Annotated in this window: 20 protein-coding genes, 3 tRNA genes and 1 pseudogene; 10 read left to right on the top strand and 14 right to left on the bottom strand. The window is 69.7% G+C overall.

The genetic code is table 11. From position 1 onward, the window contains the following. Nucleotides 1-48: 48 nt before the first annotated feature. Nucleotides 49-1,191 carry a ParB/RepB/Spo0J family partition protein gene (locus ACIBAG_RS09305; protein WP_399102741.1) on the bottom strand — a complete coding sequence of 381 codons (1,143 nt, stop codon included), beginning with the start codon at nt 1,189-1,191 and terminating at the stop codon, nt 49-51. An 846-nt stretch (nt 1,192-2,037) separates the two neighbouring features. On the opposite strand from ACIBAG_RS09305, the gene ACIBAG_RS09300 reads away from it, so the two are divergent. Together ACIBAG_RS09300 and ACIBAG_RS09295 are read left to right on the top strand one after the other, a co-directional pair. Then, complete coding sequence (locus tag ACIBAG_RS09300; RefSeq protein ID WP_383369579.1) at nt 2,038-2,580, top strand: hypothetical protein; 543 nt, start codon at nt 2,038-2,040, stop codon at nt 2,578-2,580. A 5-nt stretch (nt 2,581-2,585) separates the two neighbouring features. Further along, nucleotides 2,586-3,353: a hypothetical protein gene (locus tag ACIBAG_RS09295; protein ID WP_399102739.1), complete on the top strand. Its 768-nt coding sequence runs from the start codon at nt 2,586-2,588 to the stop codon at nt 3,351-3,353. Here ACIBAG_RS09295 and ACIBAG_RS09290 read toward each other — a convergent pair. Then, a complete protein-coding gene (locus ACIBAG_RS09290) occupies nt 3,350-4,324 on the bottom strand; it encodes a recombinase family protein (RefSeq protein ID WP_399102737.1) in 975 nt (324 codons plus the stop codon). The two genes, ACIBAG_RS09295 and ACIBAG_RS09290, sit on opposite strands and share 4 nt — an antisense overlap. Before the next feature lie 107 nt (nt 4,325-4,431). Beyond that, the gene (locus ACIBAG_RS09285) at nt 4,432-4,692 is read right to left on the bottom strand and encodes a DNA-binding protein (protein WP_234334774.1); all 261 of its coding nucleotides are present in this window, start codon (nt 4,690-4,692) and stop codon (nt 4,432-4,434) included. A gap of 163 nt (nt 4,693-4,855) precedes the next feature. Here ACIBAG_RS09285 and ACIBAG_RS09280 point away from each other — a divergent pair, with 163 nt between their 5' ends. Next, on the top strand, nt 4,856-6,742 hold the full coding sequence (locus ACIBAG_RS09280; RefSeq protein ID WP_399102734.1) for a tyrosine-type recombinase/integrase: 1,887 nt from the start codon (nt 4,856-4,858) through the stop codon (nt 6,740-6,742). A 148-nt stretch (nt 6,743-6,890) separates the two neighbouring features. On the opposite strand, the gene ACIBAG_RS09275 is transcribed toward ACIBAG_RS09280, so the two are convergent. From ACIBAG_RS09275 to ACIBAG_RS09265, 3 genes are all read right to left on the bottom strand, one after another. Beyond that, nucleotides 6,891-6,967, bottom strand: a tRNA-Ile gene (locus ACIBAG_RS09275). Nucleotides 6,968-7,148: 181 nt separating this feature from the next. Next, nucleotides 7,149-7,221: transfer RNA gene (locus tag ACIBAG_RS09270), tRNA-Asn, on the bottom strand. A gap of 5 nt (nt 7,222-7,226) precedes the next feature. Beyond that, nucleotides 7,227-7,299, bottom strand: a tRNA-Asn gene (locus ACIBAG_RS09265). 158 nt (nt 7,300-7,457) lie between these two features. Between ACIBAG_RS09265 and ACIBAG_RS09260 the strand changes: the two genes are divergently transcribed. The 4 genes from ACIBAG_RS09260 to ACIBAG_RS09245 all read left to right on the top strand — a co-directional run bounded on the left by ACIBAG_RS09260 (nt 7,458) and on the right by ACIBAG_RS09245 (nt 13,231). After that, entirely contained in the window at nt 7,458-7,766 is a 309-nt protein-coding gene (locus ACIBAG_RS09260) for a YtxH domain-containing protein (protein WP_399102732.1), read from the top strand. Nucleotides 7,767-7,945: 179 nt separating this feature from the next. After that, nucleotides 7,946-9,397 carry an FGGY family carbohydrate kinase gene (locus ACIBAG_RS09255; protein WP_399102729.1) on the top strand — a complete coding sequence of 484 codons (1,452 nt, stop codon included), beginning with the start codon at nt 7,946-7,948 and terminating at the stop codon, nt 9,395-9,397. Between the two features lie 172 nt (nt 9,398-9,569). After that, a complete protein-coding gene (locus ACIBAG_RS09250; protein ID WP_399102727.1) occupies nt 9,570-11,303 on the top strand; it encodes an ABC transporter ATP-binding protein in 1,734 nt (577 codons plus the stop codon). After that, nucleotides 11,303-13,231, top strand: coding sequence for an ABC transporter ATP-binding protein (locus ACIBAG_RS09245; RefSeq protein WP_399102725.1), 1,929 nt, complete (start codon nt 11,303-11,305; stop codon nt 13,229-13,231). Before ACIBAG_RS09250 ends, ACIBAG_RS09245 begins: the two co-directional genes overlap by 1 nt. 179 nt (nt 13,232-13,410) lie before the next feature. Here the strand turns inward: ACIBAG_RS09245 and ACIBAG_RS09240 are convergent, their stop codons facing one another. From ACIBAG_RS09240 to ACIBAG_RS09215, 6 genes are all read right to left on the bottom strand, one after another. After that, complete coding sequence (locus ACIBAG_RS09240) at nt 13,411-14,724, bottom strand: RNA polymerase sigma factor (RefSeq protein WP_399102723.1); 1,314 nt, start codon at nt 14,722-14,724, stop codon at nt 13,411-13,413. 114 nt (nt 14,725-14,838) lie between these two features. After that, complete coding sequence (dnaG, locus tag ACIBAG_RS09235; protein ID WP_399102721.1) at nt 14,839-16,743, bottom strand: DNA primase; 1,905 nt, start codon at nt 16,741-16,743, stop codon at nt 14,839-14,841. 38 nt (nt 16,744-16,781) lie between these two features. After that, a complete protein-coding gene (locus tag ACIBAG_RS09230) occupies nt 16,782-18,056 on the bottom strand; it encodes an NAD(P)/FAD-dependent oxidoreductase (protein WP_399102719.1) in 1,275 nt (424 codons plus the stop codon). A 158-nt stretch (nt 18,057-18,214) separates the two neighbouring features. Then, the gene (locus tag ACIBAG_RS09225) at nt 18,215-19,468 is read right to left on the bottom strand and encodes a deoxyguanosinetriphosphate triphosphohydrolase (protein WP_399102717.1); all 1,254 of its coding nucleotides are present in this window, start codon (nt 19,466-19,468) and stop codon (nt 18,215-18,217) included. Between the two features lie 78 nt (nt 19,469-19,546). Next, nucleotides 19,547-19,939 (bottom strand): nuclear transport factor 2 family protein, encoded by a 393-nt coding sequence (locus ACIBAG_RS09220; protein WP_399102715.1) that lies wholly within the window; start codon nt 19,937-19,939, stop codon nt 19,547-19,549. A gap of 112 nt (nt 19,940-20,051) precedes the next feature. Next, on the bottom strand, nt 20,052-20,972 hold the full coding sequence (locus ACIBAG_RS09215) for a sirohydrochlorin chelatase (protein WP_399102713.1): 921 nt from the start codon (nt 20,970-20,972) through the stop codon (nt 20,052-20,054). Between the two features lie 223 nt (nt 20,973-21,195). Between ACIBAG_RS09215 and ACIBAG_RS09210 the strand changes: the two genes are divergently transcribed. Beyond that, nucleotides 21,196-21,897 carry a vancomycin high temperature exclusion protein gene (locus tag ACIBAG_RS09210; RefSeq protein ID WP_399102711.1) on the top strand — a complete coding sequence of 234 codons (702 nt, stop codon included), beginning with the start codon at nt 21,196-21,198 and terminating at the stop codon, nt 21,895-21,897. 27 nt (nt 21,898-21,924) lie between these two features. On the opposite strand, the pseudogene ACIBAG_RS09205 reads toward ACIBAG_RS09210, so the two are convergent. Continuing rightward, nucleotides 21,925-22,206, bottom strand: a pseudogene (locus tag ACIBAG_RS09205) (enoyl-CoA hydratase-related protein); the annotation flags it as partial. A gap of 172 nt (nt 22,207-22,378) precedes the next feature. Between ACIBAG_RS09205 and ACIBAG_RS09200 the strand changes: the two are divergent. Continuing rightward, nucleotides 22,379-24,568 carry a molybdopterin oxidoreductase family protein gene (locus ACIBAG_RS09200; protein ID WP_399102709.1) on the top strand — a complete coding sequence of 730 codons (2,190 nt, stop codon included), beginning with the start codon at nt 22,379-22,381 and terminating at the stop codon, nt 24,566-24,568. Between the two features lie 51 nt (nt 24,569-24,619). Here the strand turns inward: ACIBAG_RS09200 and ACIBAG_RS09195 are convergent, their stop codons facing one another. Then, on the bottom strand, nt 24,620-25,054 hold the full coding sequence (locus tag ACIBAG_RS09195) for a gamma-glutamylcyclotransferase family protein (RefSeq protein ID WP_399102707.1): 435 nt from the start codon (nt 25,052-25,054) through the stop codon (nt 24,620-24,622). Nucleotides 25,055-25,164: 110 nt separating this feature from the next. On the opposite strand from ACIBAG_RS09195, the gene ACIBAG_RS09190 reads away from it, so the two are divergent. Next, nucleotides 25,165-26,811 (top strand): M4 family metallopeptidase, encoded by a 1,647-nt coding sequence (locus ACIBAG_RS09190; RefSeq protein WP_399102705.1) that lies wholly within the window; start codon nt 25,165-25,167, stop codon nt 26,809-26,811. Nucleotides 26,812-26,871: the final 60 nt, after the last annotated feature.

Genomic DNA, 26,871 nt, shown 5'->3' with positions numbered 1-26,871 from the left:
CCAAACCCGTAGGAGAGGAGGGGCGCGACCGCTGCCGCCCCCTCCGTTCTACTTCGCTGCCGCTTCAGTCTTCTTGGCGGGCGTCCGGCGCGCCGGGGCCTTCGTGCCCGCGGCCGTGCGCGCCGCGGGCTTCGGGCCGGGCTTGGAGGTCGCCTTCTTCCCCGTGGACTGCGACTCGTCCGCCGCCTTCGCCTCCGGCTTCTCGGCCTTCGCCTCGGGCTTGGCCGCCGCCTCGGTCTTCTTCGCAGCCGCCGCCTCCTGCTGGACCTCCACGGCCGCCTTGTTGAACTCCTCGGCCATGGCCCGCTGGATACCCTGCGCCTTGCTCAGCAGGTTCCGTACCATCTGCACCTTGGCGTACAGGCGGCCGACGACCCGCAGGTGACGGGCGAGGTCGTCACCGAGGATGACAGCCAGGTCCTCCGGCTTCTTCTCCGCCAGCTCCTCCAGCAGCGGGATCAGGACCTCCTCCGCCTTGCCGAGCTCGTCCTTCGCCTTGGCCTTGGCCTTCTTCTGCTTCTCCTGCTCCTCGGCCGTCGGCGCCTTCTCGTTGGTGAGGGAGGTCTGCTGCTCCATCATCTTGAGGCCGTTGGCGAAGTGCTGCGCCTCGGCCTCGCTGTCGAAGTCGCCGCGCACGTACCGCATGGCGGCCACCATCTGGTTCGCCGGGTTGAGCTGGGCGATGTGCCAGGCGAGGTTGTTCTTGATCTGTCCCTGGTCGACCATCTCGGCCACCTCGGGGCGCAGGGTGAGCAGGCCCAGCCGCCAGGTGATGTGCGTCTCCGTCTTGCCGAACTGCTTGGCGATCTTCGCCGGGGTCCATCCGGCGGCCTTGAGGTCGGCGTACGCACCGGCCTCCTCCATGATGGTCATGTCCGCCCGGTTGACGTTCTCAGCGATGCTGAGGACGTACGCCTCCTCCTCGGTGGCACCCTCGACGACCTTCGCCGGGATGACCTCCAGGCCGGCCGCCTGGCAGGACCGCCAGCGCCGCTCGCCCGCGATCAGCATGTAAGGGACCTTGGCGCCCTCGACCGGCCGGACGACGACCGGCTGGAGGAGGCCGTTCTCCTTGATGCTGTTGGTCAGCTCATCCTGCGCCTCCTCCGAGAAGAACTTCCTCGGCTGCTCCGGGTTGGGAGCGATCTCGCTGACCTTGATGTTGATGAACTCGACCTTGTTGTCAGCCATTTCCCCGTGCCTTTCGTGAATTCCGTTAAGGGTGTTCCCCTTTGTTCTTACACTTATATCTTAATGGCGAATACCGCCAAAGCAAGTCCAGAACTCTTTTAATTCAAAGGAATTCAGAAAAGGGAATTCGCTGCATTTCCGAATTCCCCTTTCTGGCTGCGGACATGAGAGAGCCCGCCACGACCAAGCGGTCACGGCGGGCTGACTCCCGTCACGCACCCCGACGGCCGCACCGGACGGCCGACTCCTCGCCGGGTGGGGCGCGGGGGGGTCGGCCACCCGGCGAGGAGTAGGGAAGGACGCCGCTCACGCGACGCTGCCGTGCGGGGCTCCTGCGGCTGCTGTACCCGCCCAGCACGTCAGAACGTACAGCAGCATCTCAAAAATGTCACCTATCTGGCCCCTGTCTGGGTGCTGGTCACCCTGTGACTCAACAGCACCCATCCTCTTGCAGGCCGCCGTCTGGCTCCCGGCCGCGCATACCAGCCTGCCACTCCAGCAGCTTTCGGGCCTCCTGGCGGGCCGAGACGCCCGCCCCGCCTCGAAGCAAACACGGGGGCTGCTTGGCCAGTTCAGCGATCCGCCGCTCGTCGATTTCGGACATGCGATTCCTCCCGTGAACGGCAAGCGCGCCGCCTTCGCCCGCCCAGATGCGACTTCCTCGATAGCCCACCAAGAGGCAGGTAACGGAGCGCGTGACGCCCGCAGTTCACCCGCCGGCTCCCCCGAGGAAACTGTCCAACAAACCCTATAACCCCTCCGAGCTGCGAGGTATCGTAGAGGCAGGGACGATTGTTACCGGCCAGTCACCTGCGGCAGCATACGACACGGCCAGAGAAGGCGGACATGACAGACACCACCGACCGGCGTCAACACATGAGTCTGGCCTCGAAGTTGCTCGTCCTGCTGCGCCTGCGCCGCGATCCGGACGGGTTCACTCCCAGCGCCCGGGACGTCTCCGATGCGACGACCCCGGTGGGCCAGCGCAAGCCCCTGCTGTCGCACGGCACTGTCAACAGCCTGATGAACGGCACCAGTAGCAATCCCAGGTCGTCTACCATCACCGCGCTCGCTCAGGCACTCGACGCCCCGGCCGCGTTCCTGCTCTCAGGACGGGAGTGGGACGACCTCGCAGCCCTGTCCGTGTACCGGGTGCACCCTGAAGCCCGCGAAGTCCTGCGTTTAATGCAGGGTCTTGAAGTGCAGGACATTCTTGAAATCCGTTCGAAGCTCCGGGAGATCCGTGTTCGCAGGGGACTGTCCGAAGAGGTCCCCGCGATCCCCCCACCTCCCCCCGGCGTCGACCAGCCCCGTGAGGGCCGGCCGCGCCGCCTGCTGAGCCTGCACGAAGCCGCTGAGAGGGCAGCGGATGATCTGGAAGGACGTTGAACCTCTTGGACGGCCTCATCTACGGCGTCTGTGCCCTTGCCACAGCCATCAGCGCGGCGATACGCCTGCACTACACCCGTAAGCGTCGCAATCAAGCGGCCTATCAAATCGCCCACAGGGCCCGGGTATCGGCGTTCGCAGCCTGCTTTTTCGGCTCCCTCCTGGCGATCCCCACAGTCGCCGAAGCCGTTGACCGGCTCATGAACTTCAACGAGGTCTCATCCCTCGCCTCGGACCTCGCCGCGGTGATCTTCTGGGCAAGCCTCCAAGTCCTGATCGTGGACTGGACGCACTCAAGAAGCCACGTACAGGCGGGAGTCGCAGTGCGCCTCTTCGCCGTGTGCTGTGTTGTCGCAGCGATGATCTGGGAGTTCCATATGGCCGACACCGCACACACGGAGCTGTCCACGGCCTACGCGCGTAGAGCCGACGTCCGGCTGTACCTGCTCACCTACCTCGGCTTCACAGCCGTTGCCGGGCTGGAAATCGGCGCTTTCTCTACCGGGCTGGCCATTGCGGCCTGGCAGCAACGACGCGCGGCCGCAACCGGACTGTCCATCGCTGCCGCCGGGGGCATCTTCGGCGTCGCCCATGCACTCAGCCGGAGCGCGTACATCATCGCCGACCGGACCGGACACGCCTGGCCGCTGTCCGTCGAAAACGCCGTGAGCCCCGCGTTGGCGGGGCTCTCCATCATCTGTGTGGCCACCGGTCTCGCGCTGGCCACCATCGGCTACCACATCAGCCCCAAAGGCGCTGGCAGCGCAGTTTAGGCGGACTTCTCCTCAGCCTCCGCGCCCCACTGACGCCAATGCAGTGCCACCCGGTCCGCGTCCACCGTGCGAGAACCCCTGGACGCGGCCGGGTACACGGCCACCTTCTCCAGCATGAGAACCAGGACACCCTTCTTCGCCCTCATCGGCGCGTGCTTCCACCAACGCACGAGGTCCGGGATGTCGCCGACCGGCACGTGCTTGACCTGCTCCAGGAGGCGAGCCTTTGTCTCACTGTCCCGGATCAGCTGCGTGAGTTCCTTGTCGGCCGTCCTGAACGCCTTGAGCGACATGTCCGGCGAGCGCGCGTAGTCCACGCCCAGCTTCTTCTGCCGACTGCGCGCGGCTGCCGCCTCCTTACGCAGGAGGGCGGACTGGGCCAGCAGTTCATCTCGCGCCTGACCAATCAGCGCGCTGACCTCCGGCTTGGCCAACTCTGCCAGCACGTGCTCAGCAACGTACGTCTCCAGCAGGTCAGCATTAATGCGGACCTTGCCGCACCCGCCCGGATGCTGAGCTGTGCTGGGCGCACACCGGTAGCCGCGGCTGCCGCGGTTCGAGGGAGAGGAGCCCAGCGAGGTCGTGCACAGCCCGCAGGTACCCATCAGACCCGGAATCAGGTACTCGCGCTGTGGCGCCCGCTGCTTGTCGGGGTCATGGACGGGGCGCATGGCGCGGATGGCCTCGAAGTCCTCCCGAGGGATGATCGCGGGGCCGCCCGTTTCGACGAGGTTGCGGTTCTCGTCTTCCTCCAGGCCGGCAATGGCCGGGTGATCGAGCACGTTTGCCAGGACGTCTGGCTTCCACAGGCCACCGCGCGTCGTGCGGTACCCCTCGGCGTTCATCCACTCCGTGATGGCGGGATAGGGCTGCTTGAGCAACCGCCGCGAGGCGGCAGCACGAATGCCCTCCGCCTCGCTCTCGCGCACCCGCCGGTACGCCATGTCCTCAAAGCCGTACAGCCTCGGCATCTCCTCGCCCCTCCTACCGACCCCCTTTAGTGAACTAGTTTACCGAAGATAGGTCACATTGTTGGAAACCCAACAAACACCCCAAGATCACGCGCCGCCTCCGTCGATCACGTACTCACCCCCGCGTCCCGGCGCTGCTCGATGCCGAGGACCTTCCACAGCTCCACCGTTGGTACCCGGACTGTGCCTCCTAGCGGGAGCGTCCGAACAGGGAACTTCCCATTGCGGATCAGCTCGTACGCCTTGTCTCGGCCGATTCCCAGAGCACGCCCGGCAGTTGTCACGTTGACCGTGGCCGGAAGAGCCAGCAGCTCCTCCAGACCCATCGCTCCGGCCGAAGCCTGTCCGCCCGCTTCCTGAGCAGTCATCTCGTTGGTCGCAATCTCCCCCGCGCCAACTTGTCAGCAACTTTACAACGCTGTCCGACACCCCCAGCAAGATCGAGAGAGATCACGCCAGACACGTACGGACACGTACGCACACCAACGGCTGGCCGTGATCCAAGCGACAGTCAACAGGGAGCAGTGTCGGATGTTCGAGCCGAGCTACTACAGGCGGTGCCAGTGCAAGGGACCACTCAAGGACAAGAAGGGCAACCCCGTCCTCGACACCGACGGCAACCCCAAGATCGGCTCCATCGGCACGACGTGCCCCAAGCTAGGCAAGGGGCACGGCACCTGGAACTTCTACTTCGAGCTCGAACCAGCCGAGGGCGGCACCCGCCAGCGGGTACGCCGCGGCGGCTTCGCCAAGTTGGAAGACGCCAAGAAGAAGGCCAGGGAGATCTACGACGCCGCCATGGCCGGCGGCGACGTGCTGTCCGATGAGAAGTGCGGCGACTTCTTTCTCCGGTGGATCAAGGCGAAGAAGTCCCTGGCCCGTACGACCCGCCACGGCTACGAGGAGCACATCAACAACTACCTCCTCCCCCACCTCGGGCACATCAAGTGCCGTGACCTCAAGGTTCGGCACCTCGACAAGATGTACGACGCGATCGAGAAAGAGAACGCCCAGAGGATCCTCCACCGGCTGCATGTCGACGAGCTCCAGAAGAAGCGCGACGCCGCGCACCGGGCCTGGGTGAAGACGGCGGGCTACGCCAAGAAGGAGGAGCGCCGCGCCGCGCGCCGGGCCTTTCTCGACGCCAACGCAGAGCTGCGCGAGGGAAAGAAGGGGCTGCGGAAGGTCACCTCCGCAGCCACCATGCACCGCATCAATGACACCCTCAGCTCGGCACTGTCCTGGGGCATCAAGCGCGAACAGCTCTTCCAGAGGAACTGGGCCCAGCTCGTGGAGCTGCCCCCAGTCACTCGGCCCAGGCCGCTCGTCTGGACTCCCGAGCGCATCGAGCACTGGAAGCGCACCGGCGAGAAGCCCGGCCCCGTCATGGTCTGGACACCGGAGCTGACCGGCCAATTCCTCGACTTCGTCAAGGACGATTGGCTCTACGAGCTGTGGCACAGCTTCATCTTCCTCGGCCCCCGCCGCGGCGAGATGGCCGCCCTGCCCTGGACGGAGGTCAGCCTCGATGCCCTGTGGCTACGGATCTCCCAGCAGATCGTCGAGGTGGCGTACGAGCTCTACGGAGAAGCGCCAAAGGCCGACAGCGTTCGCACCCTGTCCCTGAGCCTGGAGTCCGGAGACAACCTCGCCGCCTTTCGCGCGAAGCAGGAGAAGCAGCGCCAGGAGTGGGGAGAGGCCTACGTCGAGAGCGGTCGGGTATGGACGCACGAGAACGGCGAGGCGCTGCACCCCGACTGGATATCCCGACGCTTCGCCCGCCTGGTCGAGCTGTCTGGCCTGCCGCCGGTCCGCCTCCACGACCTGCGCCACCTTGCCGCCACCCTGTCCCTGCTCGCCGGGCACGACATCAAGGTCGTCCAGGAGAAGCTGGGGCACTCCTCGCGCCAGATCACCTCCGACACGTACACCAGCGTGCTGCCCGAGATGCTGCGGGCCGAGGCAGAGTCGGTCATGGCCGTGGTCCCCCGCGACGTCCCCTTCCAGGTGCGCACCCCGCTGATTCCCGAGGCAGCCTGGCAGAACGACATCGCCGTCTTCTTCGCGCACGGCGCCAGGCAGTCAGGTGACACCTGGGTCGTCGGAGCGCAAGCCCAACCGGACTCCGACCTCCTCGGGATGATCACCCTGACCGGCCGGGGCCAGGACGACGCCGCAAATGCAGCGGTGAAGTGGGTACGTGATCACTGCACCGCGAGCGACCTGGAGCTGGTGCGCGTCGAGAACTTCAACGACCGCTACCCCGAGGAGCAGCGAGCCGACTTCTCGCTCACGCGTTTCACGGTCGCCCGCTCCGAGTCCCCGACCGTCGAGGCATGGGCCCTACCGACCGGCCTGCCTCCGGCGGCGTCCCGCCATGGTCGCCGGGCTCCGAAGGGGCGCCGGAAGGCGGCGTGAGGGCGCTTCTGTCCACTGAATCGGCCCTGCGTCCACTGTGTGTCCACTGGATCTTGGTCTGAACGGATGAACGGGGGGCACCACCTTGGAGTGGTGCCCCCCGTTCCTACGTTTACGCAGGTAGAAACGGTTCTTCCCGCGTAGTGAGTGGTGGGGCGGGTGGGACTCGAACCCACGGCCGACGGATTATGAGTCCGCTGCTCTAACCGGCTGAGCTACCGCCCCATAGCGGCGTGTCGCGTACAAGTGTGCGCGCCGTCTGCCGCAGCATAGCCGCTCATACGATCTCCTGCTTCGTATGGTCGACTTCGCATGCCCTGAAGGACTCCGCCGTGACCTGCGCGGTTCCCACGACAGGGACACGAACATGAAAAAGGACCCCTGCGTGGGGTCCTCGTTCAGCATGCTCCCCCGACTGGACTCGAACCAGTAACCTGCCGGTTAACAGCCGGCTGCTCTGCCAATTGAGCTACGGAGGACCGAGCTCCCCCGACTGGACTCGAACCAGTAACCTGCCGGTTAACAGCCGGCTGCTCTGCCAATTGAGCTACGGAGGAATGCCTCGTTGCATCGAACGTACCTACCTGGGTATTCGCCAGGGGGCGTGCGCTCGCTGCGACACATACATTAGCGCAAGCAGGGGGGTGCTCCGCCAATCGGTTCCCCCCGGCGCCGACGCCGCACCAGGGACCTACGACAGGGAAGGGTGGCCGCCATGCGCTACCGGCTCACGTTTGTGATCGGACTCGCCGTCGGTTACGTCCTCGGCACACGCGCCGGACGCGAGCGCTACGAACAGCTGAAGAAGACCGCCCGCGACTTCGCCCAGAACCCCGCGGTCCGCAACACCGCCGAGTCAGCCGCCCAGCAGAGCCGCGAGATCGCCGGCAAGGCGTACCACACGGTCAGCGAGAAGGTCGGCGACCGAATCCCGGAGACGGTGGCCGCCCGAGTCCGCTCCCTCCGAGAACGAAGCGCCCACAACGGAGGCGCGGAAGACGACTGGGGCACAAGCAACACGTAGCGGTACTTCTTGGCGCGGGGACTGCAGTGCCGCAAGGGGCGCGGGGCTGTACCATGTGCGGCTCCGCCGCGTGGGCGCGACCAGCCACACACAATCCGCACCGCCGGCCAACCAGGCACCCCACGGCGAGAAGGCGCCCACGGCCCAAGCAAGCGCAGCGCTACGGCAGAATTTGAGGCATGGGGATAGTCGCCGGGCTGGACAGTTCGCCCGATTTCACTCGCATCGTCGTCTGCGACACGGACACAGGCGCCGTGCTCAGGCAGGGGTACGCCCCGCACCCGGTGGAATCGCCGGACGGCGCCCGCCCCTCCGACGTCGATCCGCAGGCCTGGCTGCTGTCCCTCGGGGAGGCGGCCGGCGGCGGGCTGCTCGAGGGCGTGCAGGCCATCGGGGTGTCGGCCCAGCAGAACGCGGTGGTCCCGCTCGACGCACAGGGCAACACCGTGCGCCCGGCGATGGTCGGGGGCGACAAGCGTGCGCAGGTCGCGGCGGCGGACCTGATCGACGCGCTGGGCGGACGCGAGGCGTGGGCGCAGGCCGTGGGGTGTGTGCCGCAGGCCGCGCAGCCGGTGACCAAGCTGCGCTGGCTCGCCAAGACCGAGCCGGAGAACGCCGTACGCGCCGCCGTCCTCATGCAGGCGCACGACTGGCTGGTGTGGCAGCTGCTCGGCCGGCCTGTGAGAAGGACCACGGACCGGGGCGGGGCATCGGGGACCGGTTACTGGTCGGCCGCCACCGGCGCCTACCGCGGTGATCTCGTCGAGCTGGCGCTCGGCCACCAGGCGATGCTGCCCGAGGTGATCGGGCCGGCGGATGCGGCCGGTACGACGCCGGAGGGGCTGCTGATCTCCGCGGGGACCGGCGAGACGATGTCGGCCGCCTTCGGGCTCGGCATCGGGCTCGGCGACGCCGTGGTGTCGCTCGGCGCGTCCGGGTCGGTGATGGCCGTCCATCCCGAGGCGCTCGTCGACAGCTCCGGGATGATCACCTCCCTGGCCGACGCGACCGGCATGCACCTCCCGGTCGTCACCACCCTCAACGCCGTACGCACCCTGCGCGGCACCGCCGAACTCCTCGGCATGCCCGACCTGGAGAGCCTGTCCGACCTGGCGATGAAGTCGACGCCGGGGGCTCACGGCCTCGTCCTGCTGCCCTATCTGGAGGGTGAGCGGACGCCGAACCTGCCGCACACCGCGGGCACCCTCGCGGGGCTCCGGCGGGAGTCGATGAAGCCGGAGCACCTGGCGCGGGCGGCGTTCGAGGGCATGCTGTGCGGGCTCGCCGACGCGCTCGACGTGTTGCGCGGCCGGGGTGTCGAGGTGCGGCGGGTCTTCCTGCTCGGGGCGGTCGCCGAGCTGCCGGCCGTGCAGGCTGCGGCGCCCTCGCTGTTCGGGGCGCAGGTCGTCGTACCGCAGCCCGCGGACTACGCGGCGATCGGCGCCGCCCGGCAGGCCGCCTGGGCGCTCGGTGTGTCGCAGGGCGCCCTCGACGCGCGCACCCCGCCCGTCTGGCAGGGCGCGGCCGCGCAGGTCCTGGAGCCCGGCGAGGAGCTGGCGGTGGGTCAGGCGGTGCGGCAGCAGTTCGTGTCGGTGCGGGAGCAGACGCATCCCGGGGCGTTCCGGCCGTAGCGGTCGGAGAGCACGGCCGCCGCGGAACGTAAGGGTCCGGTAGGAACCGGACCCGGAAGGCCGTACGGAGCACCGCTGACGGCTTAATCAGTTGAGGTAACGCGGGTGGAGTGTCCGACGATAGGGGCCAAGGGCAACCAATCGCCCCGTCGTCGACTCCGAGAGAACCAGCGTGCTCATACGACTTCTGCGGACCTATCTCAGGCCCTACCGAAAACCCATCGGCTGGCTGGTGCTGCTGCAGTTCCTGCAGACCTGCGCCACCCTCTACCTGCCCACGCTGAACGCGGACATCATCGACACGGGCGTCGTCAACGGCGACACCGGCTACATCCTCACCTACGGCGCCCTGATGATCGGCATCTCGCTGGTGCAGGTCGTGTGCAACATCGGTGCCGTGTACTACGGCGCCCGGACCGCGGCGGCGCTCGGGCGGGACGTACGGGCGGCCGTCTTCGACCGGGTGCAGTCGTTCTCGGCGCGTGAGGTCGGGCACTTCGGCGCGCCCTCGCTGATCACCCGTACGACCAATGACGTCCAGCAGGTGCAGATGCTGGCGCTGATGACGTTCACGCTGATGGTCTCGGCGCCCATCATGTGCGTGGGCGGGATCGTACTCGCGCTCGGTCTGGACGTGCCCCTGTCGGCGGTGCTGGTCGCGGTGGTGCCCGTGCTGGGCATCAGCGTGACCTTGATCGTACGGCGGCTGCGGCCGCTGTTCCGGACCATGCAGGAGCGTCTCGACACGGTGAACCGGGTGCTGCGCGAGCAGATCACCGGCAACCGGGTGATCCGCGCCTTCGTGCGCGACGAGTACGAGCAGCACCGGTTCAGGAAGGCCAACGTCGAGCTCACCGACATGGCGATGGGCACCGGCAATCTGCTCGCGCTGATGTTCCCGATCGTCATGACGGTGGTGAACCTGTCGTCGATCGCGGTGGTCTGGTTCGGGGCCCATCGCATCGACAGCGGCGGGATGCAGATCGGTGACCTGACCGCGTTCCTCGCCTATCTGATGCAGATCGTGATGTCCGTGATGATGGCCACCTTCATGTTCATGATGGTGCCGCGCGCGGAGGTGTGCGCCGAGCGCATCCAGGAGGTCCTGGACACGGAGTCGAGTGTCGTGCCGCCGGTGGCACCCGTGCGTGAGCTGCGCCGGCACGGTCATCTGGAGATCCGGGGCGCCGGATTCCGCTACCCGGGTGCCGAGGAGCCGGTGCTGAAGGCGATCGACCTGGTGGCCCGGCCGGGTGAGGTGACCGCCGTGATCGGGTCGACGGGCAGCGGCAAGTCGACGCTGCTGGGACTCGTCCCCCGCCTCTTCGACGCGACCGACGGCCAGGTGCTGGTGGACGGCGAGGACGTGGCGGCCATCGACCCGCAGCTGCTGGCCAGGACGGTCGGCCTCGTGCCGCAGAAGCCGTACCTGTTCGCCGGGACGGTGGCGACGAACCTGCGCTACGGCAACCCGGACGCGACGGACGAGGAGCTGTGGCACGCGCTGGAGGTGGCGCAGGCCAAGGAGTTCGTGGAGCGGCTGGAGGGCGGGATCGACGCCCCCGTCGCGCAGGGCGGCACGAATGTGTCGGGCGGTCAGCGGCAGCGCCTCGCCATCGCGCGGACGCTCGTCCAGCGCCCGGAGATCTATCTCTTCGACGACTCCTTCTCCGCCCTCGACTACGCGACGGACGCGGCGCTGCGTGCGGCGCTGGCCCGCGAGACCGCCGAGGCGACCGTCGTCATCGTCGCCCAGCGGGTGGCGACCATCCGGGACGCCGACCGGATCGTCGTGCTCGACGAGGGACGGGTCGTCGGCACGGGCCGGCACCACGAGCTGATGGCGGACAACGAGACGTACCGGGAGATCGTGCTCTCCCAGCTGACGGAAGCGGAGGCTGCCTGATGGCCGGGCCGATGGGGCGGATGATGGCCGGGACCGGTCCGGATCACCGCTCGCTGGACTTCAAGGTGTCGGGCAGGCGGCTCGTCGCGCAGTTCAAGCCCGAGCGGCTGACCATCTACGCGCTGCTGTTGTGCGTGGTCGTGAGCGTGGGCCTGTCGGTCGCCGGGCCGAAGATCCTCGGTGAGGCGACCGACCTGGTCTTCTCGGGCATCGTCGGGCGGCAGTTCGAGGCCGGGACGACCAAGGAGCAGGTCCTCGCGGCCATGCGGGAGCGCGGCGACAGCGAGATCGCCGACATGCTCCGCAGTACCGACTTCACGCCGGGGCAGGGCATCGACTTCGGCGCCGTCGGGAACGTACTGCTCTTCGCGCTGGTCGTGTTCGTCGTCGCCGGGCTGCTGATGGCGGTGGCGACGCGGCTGGTGAACCGGGCCGTCAACCGGACCATGTACCGGATGCGCGAGGACGTCCAGACGAAGCTGTCGCGGCTGCCGCTGTCGTACTTCGACAAGAGCCGGCGCGGTGAGGTGCTGTCCCGGGCGACCAACGACATCGACAACATCGGGCAGACCCTGCAGCAGTCGATGGGCCAGCTCATCAACTCGGTGCTCACCATCATCGGTGTGCTGGCGATGATGTTCTGGGTGTCGTGGCTGCTGGCGCTGGTCGCGTTGGTGACCGTACCGCTGTCGTTCTACGTCGCCACGCGCGTGGGCAAGCGGTCGCAGCCGCACTTCGTGCAGCAGTGGCGCTCGACCGGCAAGCTCAACGCGCACGTCGAGGAGATGTACACCGGGCACACGCTGGTGAAGGTGTTCGGGCGGCAGGAGGAGTCGGCGAAGCAGTTCGCCGAGCAGAACGAGGCGCTGTACGAGGCGGGCTTCAAAGCGCAGTTCAACAGCGGTGTGATGCAGCCGCTGATGCTGTTCGTGTCGAACATCAACTACGTCCTGGTGGCGGTGGTCGGCGGTCTGCGGGTCGCGTCTGGATCCTTGTCCATCGGCGATGTGCAGGCCTTCATCCAGTACTCGCGGCAGTTCTCGATGCCGCTGACGCAGGTGGCGTCGATGGCGAACCTGGTGCAGTCGGGTGTCGCCTCGGCCGAGCGGATCTTCGAGCTGCTGGACGCGGAGGAGCAGGAGGCGGATCCGGTGCCGGGTGTGCGGCCGGAGGAGTTGCGGGGCCGGGTGGCGCTGGAGGAGGTGTCCTTCCGGTACGACCCCGAGAAGCCGCTGATCGAGAACCTGTCGCTGACGGTGGAGCCCGGGCACACCGTCGCGATCGTCGGGCCGACGGGCGCCGGCAAGACGACTCTGGTGAACCTGCTGATGCGGTTCTACGACGTGTCGTCCGGGCGGATCACCCTCGACGGCGTCGACATCGCCCGTATGTCCCGGGACGAACTGCGGGCCGGGATCGGGATGGTGCTGCAGGACACGTGGCTGTTCGGGGGCACCATCGCCGAGAACATCGCGTACGGGGCGTCCCGGGAGGTCACGCGGGGCGAGATCGAGGAGGCGGCGCGGGCGGCGCACGCGGACCGGTTCATCCGTACGCTGCCCGAGGGGTACGACACCGTGATCGACGACGAGGGCAGCGGGGTCAGTGCGGGTGAGAAGCAGCTGATCACGATCGCCCGGGCGTTTCTGTCGGATCCGGTGATCCTGGTGCTGGACGAGGCGACGTCCTCGGTGGACACCCGTACCGAAGTACTGATCCAGAAGGCGATGGCGAAGCTGGCGCACGGGCGTACGTCGTTCGTGATCGCGCACCGGTTGTCGACGATTCGGGACGCGGACACGATCCTGGTGATGGAGAACGGCTCGATCGTCGAACAGGGCGCGCACGGTGAGCTGTTGGCGGCCGACGGGGCGTATGCGCGGTTGTACAAGGCGCAGTTCGCTCAGGCGGTGACCGAGGTGGACTGAGTCGCGTTCGGGGGTGCCACGGGGTGTCGCGGGGCGGCTGCGGGTCCGTTGTGGTTGGTCGCGCAGTTCCCCGCGCCCCTTAGGTACGTGCAGCCAACGCCCTATAGGGGCGCGGGGCTGTATCGATTTGCGGCTCCGCCGCGTGGGCGCGACCAGCCCCCACCGGCCCGCGGACGGCGTCAGTCCAGATAGCCCCTCAGCTGATCCGCAAATGCATGGTCCCGCAGCTTGTTCAGCGTCTTCGACTCGATCTGGCGGATGCGTTCCCGCGTCACCCCGAAGATGCGGCCTATCTCCTCCAGCGTGCGGGGACGGCCGTCCGCCAGGCCGTACCTCAGCTGCACGACCTTCCGCTCACGCTCCCCCAGCGTCGACAGGACCGCTTCCAGATGTTCCCGCAGCAGCAGGAACGCCGCCGACTCCACGGGTGACGTCGCGTCGCCGTCCTCGATCAGGTCGCCCAGTGCCACGTCGTCCTCCTCGCCCACCGGCGCGTGCAGCGACACCGGTTCCTGGGCCAGGCGCAGCACCTCGCTGACCCGCTCGGGCGGCAGGTCGAGGTGGGCCGCGACCTCTTCCGGCGTCGGCTCGTAGCCGCGTTCCTGCAGCATGCGGCGCTGGACGCGGACGACCCGGTTGATCAACTCGACGACATGGACCGGCACTCGGATGGTGCGGGCCTGGTCGGCGAGGGCGCGGGACATGGCCTGGCGGATCCACCAGGTGGCATACGTCGAGAACTTGTAGCCGCGGGCGTAGTCGAACTTCTCGACCGCCCGGATCAGGCCGAGGTTCCCCTCCTGGACGAGGTCGAGCATGGTCAGCCCACGGCCGACGTACCTCTTCGCCACGGAGACCACCAGTCGCAGGTTCGCCTCGATCAGGCGCCGCTTGGCCACCCGGCCCATGACGACAAGGCGGTCCAGGTCGAGGGCGAGCCGGGTCTCCAGGTCGGGCGTGCTGCCCAGCTTCTCCTCGGCGAACAGGCCGGCCTCGACACGGCGGGCGAGTTCGACCTCCTCGGCCGCGGTGAGGAGGGGTATGCGGCCGATCTCCCGCAGGTACTGCCGGAAGAGGTCGGAGGAGGGGCCGCTGGTGTCGGCGCGGGCGCGGGCCGGCAGCGGCGCTTCGACCGGCTCGGCAGTGTCGGCGTCGGCGGCGTCGGCGTCCAGCGCCTCGGCAGGCGGCTCCGCCGGCTCCGGCGGGGCCTCCGGCTCGGCCTCGGGGTGGTGCGCGACACGGCTCTGCGGCGGCACCGCGACGAGAACGTCGGCGTCCGGCTCCGTGCCGTCCGTACTGCTGTCGGTCTGTACGAGGGTCTGGGTCTGCACGGGGGCGACCTCCAGGATGATCGCTGCCGAGGCATACGGCAGCGCTGCTTCGAGGGCGGAGTCGGCGGCCTCGCCGCTGTCCGTCCCGTACGCGATGAGCGGAACCGCGGGGGTGTGGGACCCGTGGGGAACGGATCGGCCGCGCTCCGAGGACTCAGGCACCGGAACCCAGTGTGGAGTACGACACATCGCCGCCACGAGGGGCGTGCGGTGACTTTTTGCGTCCGGTCCGTGACCGCGCGGTTACCCAGGCGTACGTAAATCGCCGCGTATCCGTCAGAGCGCCGCCGCGCCCCGCTCCCGCAATGCCTGGTCGTACTGCTGCAACACCCACAGCTCGTTCTGTACGGCGGCGAGTTGGGCCGGGTCGCCGCCCGCGCCGAGGCGGGTCAGCTGGCTCTGGATGTCGCGGATACGGCGTTCCACCGCGCGGCGGCGGACGGTGACGAGTTGGTCGCCCGCGTAGTTCTCGTCGACGGTCCTGCGCATGATCGCCTCGACCGCCAGTTCCGTGACCATCGCGCGCACCTGGTCGTCGGGGGCCGCCTCACGGACGCGGACCACGTACTCCTGCGGGTCCTGGACGCCGTACTCGGCGCCGCCCGCGTCCAGGATGGCCTGGCGTACCGCCGCGTAGGGCGCGGCGGTGAACTCGTCGACGCCGTACGCGTCGAACGTCGGGGAGACCAACTCGGGGCGCTGGAGGGCGAGTTTGAGGAGTTCGCGTTCCGTGGCGTAGACCGGGTTGCGCAGGGTCAGGGCCGGGCCCGACGGCCGGGGCACCGGGGCGGCGTCGTACTGCTGCTGCGGGCCGCGGGACGTCGGTGCCCCGCCCCTGCCGCCCCGGTCCCGCGCCCAACGTGCCAGCTGCGCCACCCGCTTGACCACGAACTGTGTGTCGAGGATGCCGAGCATGCCCGCGAGCTGGACGGCCACTTCGTGCTGGGCGCCGCTGTTCTTGATGCGGGCGACGATGGGCGCCGCCTCGTCCAGCGCCGCCGCGCGGCCCGCCGGGGTGTCGAGGTCGTAGCGGACGACGATCTGGCGCAGCGCGAACTCGAACAGCGGGGTGCGCGGTTCGACCAGGTCGGCGACCGCCTCGTCGCCCTTCGCCAGGCGCAGTTCGCAGGGATCCATGCCGTCCGGGGCGATCGCGATGTACGTCTCGGCGGCGAACTTCTGGTCGTCCTCGAAGGCGCGCAGGGCCGCCTTCTGACCGGCCGCGTCGCCGTCGAAGGTGAAGATCACGCGGGCCGAGCCGTTGTCCATCAGCAGCCGGCGGAGGATCTTGATGTGGTCGCCTCCGAAGGCCGTACCGCAGGTCGCGATGGCCGTGGTGACCCCGGCGAGGTGGCAGGCCATGACGTCCGTGTAGCCCTCGACGACGACCGCGCGGGACGCCTTGGCGATGTCCTTCTTCGCGAGGTCGATGCCGTACAGGACCTGGGACTTCTTGTAGATCGCCGTCTCGGGGGTGTTGAGGTACTTCGGGCCGTTGTCCGCCTCGTACAGCTTGCGGGCGCCGAATCCGACGACGTCGCCGCCGATGTCGCGGATCGGCCACATCAGCCGGCCCCGGAAGCGGTCGATGGGGCCGCGGCGGCCCTCCTGCGACAGACCGGACAGGAGCAGTTCCTTGTCGGTGAAGCCCTTGCCGCGCAGGAAGCGGGTGAGGTGGTCCCAGCCCTGGGGGCTGTAGCCGACGCCGAAGTGGACGGCGGCGGCCTGGTCGAAGCCGCGCTCGGCGAGGAAGATCCGGCCGGTGTCGGCCTCGGGGCTGGTCGCGAGCTGCTCGGCGTACCACTCGGCGGCGATCTTGTGGGCCTCGACCAGGCGGATGCGTTCGCCGCGCTGGTGGGAGGGGTTGTAGCCGCCCTCCTCGTAGCGCAGGGTGATGCCGGCCTGGGCGGCGAGCCGCTCGACCGCCTCGGAGAAGGAGAGGTGGTCGACCTTCATCACGAACGTGATGGTGTCGCCGCCCTCCTGGCAGCCGAAGCAGTGGAAGAGCCCCTTGCTCGGGCTGACCTGGAACGACGGCGACTTCTCGTCGTGGAACGGGCAGAGCCCCTTGAGGTTGCCCCCGCCCGCGTTGCGCAGCTGGAGGTACTCGGAGACGACGGCGTCGATCGGGACCGCGTCCCTGACCGCCTTCACGTCCTCGTCGTTGATCCGTCCTGCCACGGGGTGATTCTACGGTGGTGGACTGACAGCAGTGACGGTCAGGAAGCCTCGCTGCGCAGGCTGTCCAGCGGCACGTGCGGGTCTGCCAGCGCCTCCGTGTTCACCTGCGCCTTCGAACGGATCAGCTGCTGAATCGGCTCTGTGACGTCCCACACGTTCACGTTCATCCCGGCCAGCACCCGGCCGTCCTTCACCCAGAACGCGATGAACTCCCGCTTCCCGGCGTCCCCGCGGATCACCACTTCGTCGTACGTCCCCGGCGGCGCCCACCCGCTGTACTCCATCCCCAGGTCGTACTGGTCGGAGAAGAAGTACGGCACCCGGTCGTACGTGACGTCCTGCCCCAGCATCGCCCGCGCCGCCGCCGGTCCCCCGTTCAGCGCGTTGGCCCAGTGCTCCACACGGACGCGGGTGTCGAACAGGGCGTGCGGGAAGGAGGCGACGTCGCCGGCCGCGTAGATGTCGGGGTCGGAGGTGCGCAGCCGTTCGTCGACCACGACGCCGCGGCCGTGGGCGCCGTCGGCGATCTCGAGTCCCGCCGCTTCCGCCAACCCCGTACGGGGAGCCGCGCCGATCGCCGCGAGGACGTCGTGCGCGGGGTGCTCCTCGCCGTCGTCGGTCCGCGCGGCCAGCACCATGCCGTCCTGGCCGACGATCTCCGTCAGCCGCCGGCCGAAGTGGAAGCGCACCCCGTGGTCGCGGTGCAGCTCGGCGAAGAGCCCGCCCAGCTCTGGGCCCAGCGCGCCGTACAGCGGGGTCGGGTGGTGCTCGACGACGGTGACCTCCGCGCCGTACTCGCGGGCCGCCGCCGCGACCTCCAGGCCGATCCAGCCGGCCCCCGCGATCACGATGTGCCCGTTGTCACGACCGAGCGAGGTCAGGACGCCCTTGAGGCGCTCGGTGTGCGCGAGGCGGCGCAGATGGTGGACGCCGGCCAGGTCCGTGCCGGGGATGTCCAGGCGGCGCGGCTCGGCGCCGGTGGCCAGCAGGAGCTTGTCGTAGTGGACGACCGTGCCGTCCTCGCCGAACCGCACCGACTTCGCCTCGCGGTCGATGGCGTCGACGGTCTGGCCCAGGTGCAGCTCGATGTCGTTGCGCGCGTACCAGGAAGGCTCGTGCACGAAGACGCTGTCGCGCTCCTCCTTGCCGAGGAGGTATCCCTTGGAGAGGGGCGGCCGCTCGTACGGGTGGTCGCGCTCGTCGCAGATCAGTATCACCCGCCCGCTGAAGCCCTCCGCGCGGAGCGTCTCGGCCGCCTTGGCGCCGGCGAGTCCTCCGCCGACGATGACGAATGTCTGATCCGCGTCGACCACTTGATGCCTCCTCGTAAGGGTGCCGCCACATGCGAGCGTCCCGCACGCAGCGTGATGCGGGAAGAGGGGGTGACCCGATCAGGCCACGCAGGGTCACTTTCGAGTGCCCGTTCGCCTCCGGTGTCCCACCCGTCGCGCACGGGTGACGGCTCGCGCGCTCAGTCCCGGCGTGTGAGCCGCGCGTGCAGCGAGCGCGCCGAGGCGTCCGTCAGGGAGGCGATCTGGTCGACGATGACGCGCTTGCGGGCGCGGTCGTCGGCGGCCGCGTCGAACAGGGCCCGGAACTGCGGGTCGAGCCCGTCGGGGGCGCGGGCGGTGAGCGCCTCGGCCAGTTCGGCGACCACGATCCGCTGGTCGGCGCGCAGCCGCTCCTGTTCGGCGCGCTGCATGACGTACCGGTCGGCGACCGCCTTGAGGACCGCGCACTCCAGGCGGGTCTCGTGCGGTACGACGAGTTCGGCGCCGTAGCGGGTGAGCCGGCCGTCGCCGTACGCCGCGCGCGTGGCGCCCTCCGCGGCCAGGCAGAAGCGGCCGATGAGCTGGCTGGTGGCGTCCTTGAGGCGGGCCTGGGCGACGGCGGAACCGTCGTAGCCGTGCGGCCACCACTCCTCGTCCTGGAGCCGGTCGAGGGCGGCGGCGAGTTCGGCCGGGTCGGTGTCCTCGGGGACGTACCGTCCGACGGCCACCGCGAAGACCGCGCGGCGTTCCGGTTCGGCGTGCAGGCAGTTGGGGTCGATGTGGCCGGCGTGCAGGCCGTCCTCGACGTCGTGCACGGAGTACGCCACGTCGTCGGACCAGTCCATGACCTGGGCCTCGAAGGTGGTGCGGGCGCCGGGGGCGTCCTTGCGGACCCAGTCGAAGACGGGGCGGTCGTCCTCGTAGACGCCGAACTTCGGGGACTTCGGGTCGGTGGGGTGGGCACCGCGGGGCCAGGGGTACTTGGTGGCGGCGTCGAGGGTGGCCCGGGTGAGGTTGAGGCCTACGGAGCCCTCGGGAGTGAACCGTTTGGGCTCGATGCGGGTGAGGAGTCTCAGGGACTGGGCGTTGCCCTCGAAGCCGCCGCAGTCCTCGGCGAACTCGTTGAGGGCTACTTCGCCGTTGTGGCCGAACGGGGGGTGGCCGAGGTCGTGGGAGAGGCAGGCGGCTTCCACGAGGTCGGGGTCACAGCCGAGGGCCGCGCCCAGCTCGCGGCCTACCTGGGCGCACTCCAGGGAGTGGGTGAGGCGGGTGCGGGGGCTGGGGTCCCAGGCGTTGCTGTGGGTTCCCGGGGTGACTACTTGGGTCTTGCCGGCGAGCCTTCTCAGGGCGGCGGAGTGCAGTACGCGGGCGCGGTCGCGTTGGAAGGCCGTGCGGCCCGGGCGTTTGTCGGGTTCGGGGGCCCAGCGTTCGACTGCCGACTCGTCGTAGTACATGCACCGACAGTAAGGGCAGACAGTGACAAACGGAGGGCGGTGTTGCGCCTGCTCGTCCGCCGGGGCCGGTGCCACGACCTAGGACCAGAAGGCGTCGTAGAGCGCCGGGTCGGTCGTCACCACCCAGCCCTCGGTGATCCGGCCGTCGTCGATGTGGAGGACGAGGGCGTAGTCCAGGTCGAGCGTTCTGCCCTCGCGTGAGGCCGTCACGTGGAGGAGAGCGACCGTGTGGTCGTCGTTGGCGAGAACGTCGTGGAGCGCCGGGCGGTAGGTGCCGCCGGTCAGCTGGACCTCGCGGCCGAACAGGGCGAAGGTCTCGTCCCGCCCCCGGTGGTCGCCCGCCAGGCGGTTCCTGCCTCCGATGTGCCACACCACGTCGGGATGGAAGACCTCCGCCAACGCGTCCATGTCGCCCGCCGAGAAGGCGGTCATGGCGCGCTGGAAGACGGCGATGTTCGGATGGTCGATCATCGGTGCCTCCCTCGGCCTCCTGACGAACGTAAGGCCGGCGGCGGACCGGGACTCGCCGTCGTTGCTCCGTCCGGGCGGGAGCCGGGAGTGGCGCGCGTGGCGGCGACCTCGCCTAGGCCGATGCCAGCTCGGGGGTCGTGGTGGCCGGGGTCGCCAGGGTCCGGTCGTAGCGGTGGAGGAGCAGCTTCGCCATCGCCGGGTGGGTGCCGAGGGGGGCCGAGGCGATCCACGGGGCCGCCTCCGCGCACTCCGTGGCGAAGCGGCCGGGGGCCGTGAAGTACGAGGCCACCGCGACCCTTGTGCGGCCCCGGGCGGCCAGCGACCGAACGGCGTCCGGGACCGTCGGGGCCGCCGTCGTCGCGTACGCCGGGATCACCGGGACGCCCAGGCGGTCGGCGAGGAGCTGGGCCGTGCGGGAGGTGTCCAGTTTCGACTCGGGGTCACGGGAGCCCGCCGCCGCCAGGACCACCGCGCTCCTGCGGCGGGTCGGCTCGTCCATGCGGGTGCGCCAGCCCGCCTCCACCAGGCGGGTGTACAGGGCCTCCACCAGCAGGGGGTGCGGGCCGAGGGCGCCGGCCACGCGTGCGCGCACCCGTGACTCGGCGGCCATCTCGGGGATGTCCCGCTTGATGTGGTAGCCGCGGCTGAGGAGGAGCGGGACGAGGATCGCCTCGCCGTCGCCGAGGGAGGCGAGGGTGTCGGGGAGCAGGGGCTCGTTCAGCTCGATGTGGCCGAGGTGGACCGGCAGGGCGGGGCGCAGCTCGCGGACCTTGTCGAGGAGCGCGCGTACGGTGCTGAGGGCGCGCGGGTCACGGCTGCCATGGGCCACGACGACGAGCGCATGGGGGTACCGCGCAGGCTGTTCAGGCACTGGGGGAGGTTCGGGGCGCCGGCTGCCGTCGAGCGAGACGAGGCTGAGCTGGCTGGCGAGCTGGCTGCTGATCCGGTTCATGATGTGCGCCGTACTGTCGAGGTGGGCCCCCGGGCCGGGGAAAATCGTGGACTCGTCGTGAAGAGGGTTCGACGCCGTCATGAACCGATGGTGGCGGCGGCACGTTGCCGCCCCGTTTCGCAGGAATGACGGGTTCTTACACCGGGTTCACGATGGGGTCCCCAGGTGTGTGAGGCGGCTTGACCTGCGGATTCGGGTAGCGGAGTGAAGCTGATCACGTCGGATGCGGCGAACCGCGGCGGCCGGCAGAACGTCCCTGACTGTCGAGAACGGGCCGTGTGCCGACCGGGGAGGGACCATCCGAATGCGCCGACCGAAGCTGCGCCGACCACGTCTGCCGCGCACCCGCACCGGACAGCGACGGCTGGTGCAGGCCCTGATGGCGGGGTGTGTGCTGGCGCTGCTTCCGGCCACCTGGATGCACGTCGTGACCGGCGACCGGCTGCGGACCGAGGCCGACGTACCGCGCACCGACGTCGCCGTCGTCTTCGGTGCCGGACTGTGGGCCGGCGAGCCCTCCCCGTACCTCGCCCACCGGCTCGACGCGGCGGCCGAGCTGTACCGCGCGGGGCGGATCAAGGTCGTCCTCGTCACGGGCGACAACAGCCGGAAGGACTACGACGAGCCCGACGCCATGCGCACGTACCTGACGCGGCACGGCGTGCCGGACTCCCGCATCGTCAGCGACTACGCCGGCTTCGACACCTGGGACTCCTGCGTCCGCGCCAAGAAGATCTTCGGCGTCGACGAGGCGGTGCTGATCAGCCAGGGCTTCCACATCCGGCGCGCGGTCGCGCTGTGCCAGGAGGCAGGGGTGGCGTCGTACGGCGTGGGGGTCGAGGCAAAGCACGACGCCACCTGGTACTACGGCGGTACGCGGGAGATCTTCGCGGCGGGCAAGGCCGCCCTGGACGCCCTCTTCGAGCCGGACCCCCGGTTTCTCGGACCGGAGGAGCCGGGGGTGGCGAACGCGTTGCGCAGCCCCCTGACCAAGGCCCGTCCCTGAACGGGCGGGAGCGGAGCCCCGGCCGCGGCGGCCGGTGACACGCGGCCGGCGTTTCTCCAGGAACGCGCTCATGCTCCTTCTGGTCGTCGGTGGCGAACAGGGCGTGAAAGGCGCGGCGTTCGAAGAGGATGCCGTCGCGAAGCCCGGTTTCCAGGGCTCGGTCGACGCACTCGCGGGCCGCCGTGACCACCGCGCGGCCGTACGAGGCGATCGTCGCCGCCGCTTCCAGGGCGCCGGCTGGACCTGGTCGTCCGGGACCACCCGGGAGACGAGAACGCAGCTTCCGGCCCCCCGTGCGTCCGTCCTGCGATACTGCGAGGCGGTTTTCGAAACAACGGCAACCCACGCACCGCCCGGCGGCGACTCAGAGCGAGGCGCCTGTGCGCCTCACCGCGGCCGGGCGGCGACGGGGAGGTCACCGTCCCGGCCGTGTAACAGGGAGCCGTCCCGCACGTAACACGGTCGACCCACGCTGAACGGTATGCCGAACTCCGCGACGCCCACGCACTGCCCGTACTGCGCCCTGCAGTGCGGAATGAACCTCACGCCCCAGCAGGACGGGGGTGTCGCGGTGGTCGAGCGCCCGGACTTCCCGGTGAACAAGGGAGCGCTGTGCGGCAAGGGCCGTACGGCACCCGCGGTGCTGTCGTCGAGCGTCCGCCTGACCACGCCGCTGGTGCGGTCGGGCGGCACGCTGGTGCCGGCCACCTGGGACGAGGCGCTGGACCGGATCGCCGAGGGCCTGGCACGCACGCGTACGGAACATGGCCCGGACGCGTGCGGGGTCTTCGGCGGCGGCGGACTGACCAACGAGAAGGCGTACAGCCTCGGCAAGTTCGCGCGGATCGTGCTCGGTACCTCGCAGATCGACTACAACGGCCGCTTCTGCATGTCCTCGGCCGCGGCGGCCGGGATCAAGGCGTTCGGCCTGGACCGGGGCCTGCCCTTCCCGCTGGAGGACATCCCGAAGACCGGCTGTGTGATCCTGGTCGGCTCCAACCTCGCGGAGACGATGCCGCCGTCGCTGCGCTACTTCACCGAGCTGCGCGAGAACGGCGGCACGCTGATCGTCATCGACCCGCGCCGCACCAGGACCGCCGAGCAGGCCGACCTGCACCTGGCACCGAGGCCCGGCACCGATCTCGCCCTCGCCCTCGGCCTGCTGCACCTGGTCGTCGCCGAGGGACGGGTCGACGAGGAGTACGTCCAGGAGCGCACGGTCGGCTGGGAGGACGCGCGGGCCGCCGCGATGGCGCACTGGCCTGAGTACGTCGAGCGGATCACCGGGGTGTCCGTTCCCCAGCTCCGGGAGGCCGTACGGCTGTTCTGCGAGCCGGAGCACGCGATGGTGCTGACCGCGCGCGGGCCCGAGCAGCAGTCCAAGGGCACGGACACCGTGGGCGCGTGGATCAACCTGTGCCTGGCGACGGGACGGGCGGGCCGGCCGCTGTCCGGCTACGGCTGTCTGACCGGGCAGGGCAACGGGCAGGGCGGGCGCGAACACGGCCAGAAGGCCGACCAGTTGCCCGGCTACCGCAAGCTGGACGACCCGGCGGCGCGACGGCACGTCGCCGAGGTGTGGGACGTGGACCCGGACAGCCTGCCCGGGCCGGGGCGCAGCGCCTACGAACTGCTGGACGCGCTGGGCACGGACATCCGGGCGCTGTTGCTGATGGCCTCGAACCCGATCGTGTCGGCACCGCGCGCGGCCCACATCGAGGAGCGCATACGGTCGCTGGACTTCCTGGCGGTGTGCGACGTCGTGCTGTCCGAGACGGCGGCGCTCGCGGACGTCGTCCTGCCGGTCACGCAGTGGGCGGAGGAGACGGGTACGACGACGAACCTCGAGGGCCGGGTGATCCTGCGCCGGCAGGCGATCACCCCGCCGGAGGGCATCCGCAGCGACCTGGAGGTCATGCACGAGCTGGCTGCCCGGCTGGGCACGGAACCGGGCATGGAGAAGAAGTTCCCGACCGACCCCGAGGAGGTCTTCGAGGAACTGCGCCGTGCCAGCGCGGGCGGCCCGGCGGACTACTCGGGGATCACGTACCCGAGGCTGATCGAGGAGAACGGGGTGTTCTGGCCGTGCCCGGCGACGGCGGCCGGCCCGGGCTCCTCGGACAGCGCCGACGACTCCGAGGACGCCTCACTGGATGTGCCCGCGGACGACGACCCGGCGCAGGACGACGACCTGGCCACCGCGGTGCACCCCGGCACCCCCCGCCTCTTCCTCGACCGCTTCGCCACCCCCGACGGTCGGGCGAGGTTCGCCCCCGTCTCGTACCGGGCGGTCGCGGAGGAGCCGGATGACGAGTACCCGGTGCTCCTGACCACCGGCCGGGTCGTGGCCCAGTACCAGTCCGGCGCCCAGACCCGTCGCGTCGACGAGCTGAACGCCGCCGCGCCGGGCCCGTTCGTGGAGCTGCACCCCCGGCTGGCGGCGCGGCTCGGGGCGGCCGAGGGCGATCCGGTGGCCGTGGTCTCGCGCCGGGGCCGGGCGGTCGCCCCCGCCCGCATCACGACCGGCATCCGCCCGGACACCGTCTTCATGCCGTTCCACTGGCCGGGCGAGGGCCGCGCCAACACCCTGACCAACCCAGCGCTGGACCCGACGTCGCGGATGCCGGAGTTCAAGGCGTGTGCGGTGCGGGTGGAGGCAGTGAAGTCTTGAGGAGGGGGCGAAGTCCTGGGAGCCGGGAGACGAACGTCTCCTGACGGGGGCTCAGCTCCGGCGAGTCACCCAGTCGCCGCTCTCGATGAGCTTGCCGTCCGCGCGCAGGCGGGCGGCGACCGAGGGGGCGGCGACATACACCCACGCCTGTACGGCCGTTCCGTCGGCCTCGCGGATCACCTCGCGGGCGATGCGTTCGTAGAGGTTGCGCGGGTGGCCCGGGGCGTACTCCTCCAGCCGGTCGAGCGCGCCGAGCAGTGCCGGGTACTCCTCGGGGCGGGCGGTGACGAGGTCGCCGTGCACGGTCCCGCCGCCGTCCGGTACCTCGACGGCGTACGGATAGCCAGGGCCGTCGTACAGCAACGCCCCGGCCAGCCGCGCCGGTTCCTCCGCGAGCGTGCGGCCGCGCAGGAAGGCGTCGTGGTTGGGCTCGCCGGGGCGGAGGGTGCCGTAGACGAAGAAGGGGAGTCGGGGAGAGAGGGTCACAGAAACGATTCTCTCCCCTCACACACCTGCACGTATTCACCCTGGCCATGGCATGTCCACGGCCCCTTGAATCTGGGACATCTTTGTTACCGCCCAGTTCGAGGAGACCGATGAGTCGGATACGGCTGCATGTCCGAGGTTCCCGTCTCGCCACCGCAGGGGTGGCCGCCGCCACCACGGCCCTGCTGGCCGGCGTACTCTCTCCCGCCGCCGGCGCGGACGACAGGCCGACCCGGGCGAGCGCGCTCGAGGACGCGGCGTCGGTCCTGCTGGAGCGGGCCGCGGCCCTGGGGCTGACCGCGGCGCAGGACACGACCGTACGGGACGTCGTCATCGACGCGGACGGCTCGCAGCACGTCCGCTACGACCGCACCTACCGCCAACTCCCCGTCCTGGGCGGCGACTTCGTCGTCCACCTCGCCAAGGACGGCACGTACCGCAGCGCCTCGCGCGCCACCAAGGGCCCGATCTCCCTGTCGAGCGTCGCGCCCGAGGTCTCCGCACCGAAGGCGGCCGACCTCGCGGCGAACGCGCTGCGCGCCGTGAACCTCGGCGAGACCCTCAAGCGCTTGACGGCCAAGCCCCAGCTGATCGTCGACGCCCTGCACGGCACCCCGAAGCTGGCCTGGCGGACCGACGCCGTCGCCCAGGACTCCCTCGGCAACCCGGTCGCCCGCACGGTGCTGACCGACGCCCGCACCGGAGCGCAGATCGACGCGTGGGACAGCATCGAGACCGCGTCCGGCGACGGGAAGTCGCTGTACGGCGGCACGGTGCCGCTGGAGACGACGCCGTCGGGATCGACGTACCAGTTGAAGGATCCGACACGCGGCGGCACTTACACGGGTGACGCCGAGAACAGGACGGACCTGTGCCTGCTGGTCGTCTGCCTCAACCGCGCGCCGGCGACGGTCTTCACGGACGCCGACAACCACTGGGGCAGCGGCACCACGGCCGACCGCTCCACGGCCGCGGTGGACGCGCAGTACGGCACGGACGTGACCTGGGACTACTACGAGGACGTCCACGGCCGGCGCGGCATCGCGGGTGACGGCAAGGGGTCGTTCAACCGGGTGCACTACGGGAACAAGTACAACAACGCCTTCTGGGACGACAACTGCTTCTGCATGACGTACGGCGACGGCGACGGCACGCAGCTCGGGCCGCTGGTGTCGCTGGACGTGGCCGGGCACGAGATGACGCACGGCGTGACGTCGAAGACCGCGGCGCTGACGTACTCCGGCGAGTCCGGGGGGCTGAACGAGGCGACCTCCGACATCTTCGGGACGCTGGTGGAGTTCCACGCGGGGAACCCCTCGGATCCCGGGGACTATCTGATCGGCGAGAAGATCGTCCGGTCGGGCTTCGGACGGAACGCCCTGCGGTACATGGACAAGCCGTCGAAGGACGGCAACTCCGTCGACTGCTGGAGCGTCACGGCCTCACAGCTCGACGTCCACTACTCGTCCGGCATCGGCAACCACTTCGCGTATCTGCTGGCCGAGGGGAGCGGGGCGAAGACGGTCAACGGGGTGCAGTACAACTCGCCCACCTGTAACGGCTCTTCGGTCACCGGGATCGGGCGGGACAAGCTCGGGGCGATCTGGTACCGGGCGCTGACCGTGTATATGACGTCCTCGACGAACTACGCGGGCGCGCGCACGGCGACGCTCAACGCCGCCCGGGATCTGTATGGGGCGGGGAGCGCGGAGTACGGCGCGGTGGCTGCGGCTTGGAGTGCGGTGAACGTGGGCTGACGGTTCGGCCGGGAACCGAGAGCGGGAGGGCGCCGTGGTGGTGAGCTGCGCAGCCCTCTC

This window comes from Streptomyces sp. NPDC051243 (assembly GCF_044455405.1).
GTDB lineage: Bacteria > Actinomycetota > Actinomycetes > Streptomycetales > Streptomycetaceae > Streptomyces.
The sequence above is the reverse complement of the archived record's forward strand: the minus strand, read 5'-3'. Positions and strand labels throughout refer to the sequence as shown.

Bases quoted from the DNA above. Each gene is read 5' to 3' on its own strand.
- ACIBAG_RS09305 (WP_399102741.1), bottom strand. From the start codon at position 1,191: ATGGCTGACAACAAGGTCGAGTTCATCAACATCAAGGTCAGCGAGATC.
- ACIBAG_RS09300 (WP_383369579.1), top strand. From the start codon at position 2,038: ATGACAGACACCACCGACCGGCGTCAACACATGAGTCTGGCCTCGAAG.
- ACIBAG_RS09290 (WP_399102737.1), bottom strand. From the start codon at position 4,324: ATGCCGAGGCTGTACGGCTTTGAGGACATGGCGTACCGGCGGGTGCGC.
- ACIBAG_RS09285 (WP_234334774.1), bottom strand. From the start codon at position 4,692: ATGACTGCTCAGGAAGCGGGCGGACAGGCTTCGGCCGGAGCGATGGGT.
- ACIBAG_RS09280 (WP_399102734.1), top strand. From the start codon at position 4,856: ATGTTCGAGCCGAGCTACTACAGGCGGTGCCAGTGCAAGGGACCACTC.
- ACIBAG_RS09260 (WP_399102732.1), top strand. From the start codon at position 7,458: ATGCGCTACCGGCTCACGTTTGTGATCGGACTCGCCGTCGGTTACGTC.
- ACIBAG_RS09255 (WP_399102729.1), top strand. From the start codon at position 7,946: ATGGGGATAGTCGCCGGGCTGGACAGTTCGCCCGATTTCACTCGCATC.
- ACIBAG_RS09245 (WP_399102725.1), top strand. From the start codon at position 11,303: ATGGCCGGGCCGATGGGGCGGATGATGGCCGGGACCGGTCCGGATCAC.
- ACIBAG_RS09225 (WP_399102717.1), bottom strand. From the start codon at position 19,468: ATGTACTACGACGAGTCGGCAGTCGAACGCTGGGCCCCCGAACCCGAC.
- ACIBAG_RS09220 (WP_399102715.1), bottom strand. From the start codon at position 19,939: ATGATCGACCATCCGAACATCGCCGTCTTCCAGCGCGCCATGACCGCC.
- ACIBAG_RS09215 (WP_399102713.1), bottom strand. From the start codon at position 20,972: ATGACGGCGTCGAACCCTCTTCACGACGAGTCCACGATTTTCCCCGGC.
- ACIBAG_RS09210 (WP_399102711.1), top strand. From the start codon at position 21,196: ATGCGCCGACCGAAGCTGCGCCGACCACGTCTGCCGCGCACCCGCACC.
- ACIBAG_RS09200 (WP_399102709.1), top strand. From the start codon at position 22,379: ATGCCGAACTCCGCGACGCCCACGCACTGCCCGTACTGCGCCCTGCAG.
- ACIBAG_RS09190 (WP_399102705.1), top strand. From the start codon at position 25,165: ATGAGTCGGATACGGCTGCATGTCCGAGGTTCCCGTCTCGCCACCGCA.